The following is a 301-nucleotide window of genomic DNA, read 5'->3' on the forward strand; positions in this document are numbered from 1 at the left end:
ATGTGGTCCTGCGATCCGCGCCGCTTCACCTCCTTTGCTTCAGCGCCCGACTATTGCGTCGCCAAGGGCCTGGAAATCTACGGCAACGAATACGCCATCCAGTTCCCCCGCCACGCCTGGCCGGAAGGCCGCGACAGGAAACTGTCGCCGATCCACGATCGCATCAAGGCGCTGGGCGCCCGCTTCGATGCCTATAATGGCTGGGAACGCGCCACCTGGTACGCGCAGGACGGCGACGACATCTCCGAGGAAGCCACGCTGACCTTCCGCCGCGAGGGGCCCTGGCAGCAACGAGTCCGCG

1 pseudogene is annotated in these 301 nt (G+C 65.8%); it reads left to right on the plus strand.

The annotated features are described in order from the left end of the window. Window positions 1-301: pseudogene (locus EN853_RS33525) on the plus strand (dimethylglycine dehydrogenase); the annotation flags it as partial.

This window comes from Mesorhizobium sp. M1C.F.Ca.ET.210.01.1.1, assembly GCF_004791585.1.
Classification (GTDB): Bacteria; Pseudomonadota; Alphaproteobacteria; order Rhizobiales; family Rhizobiaceae; genus Mesorhizobium.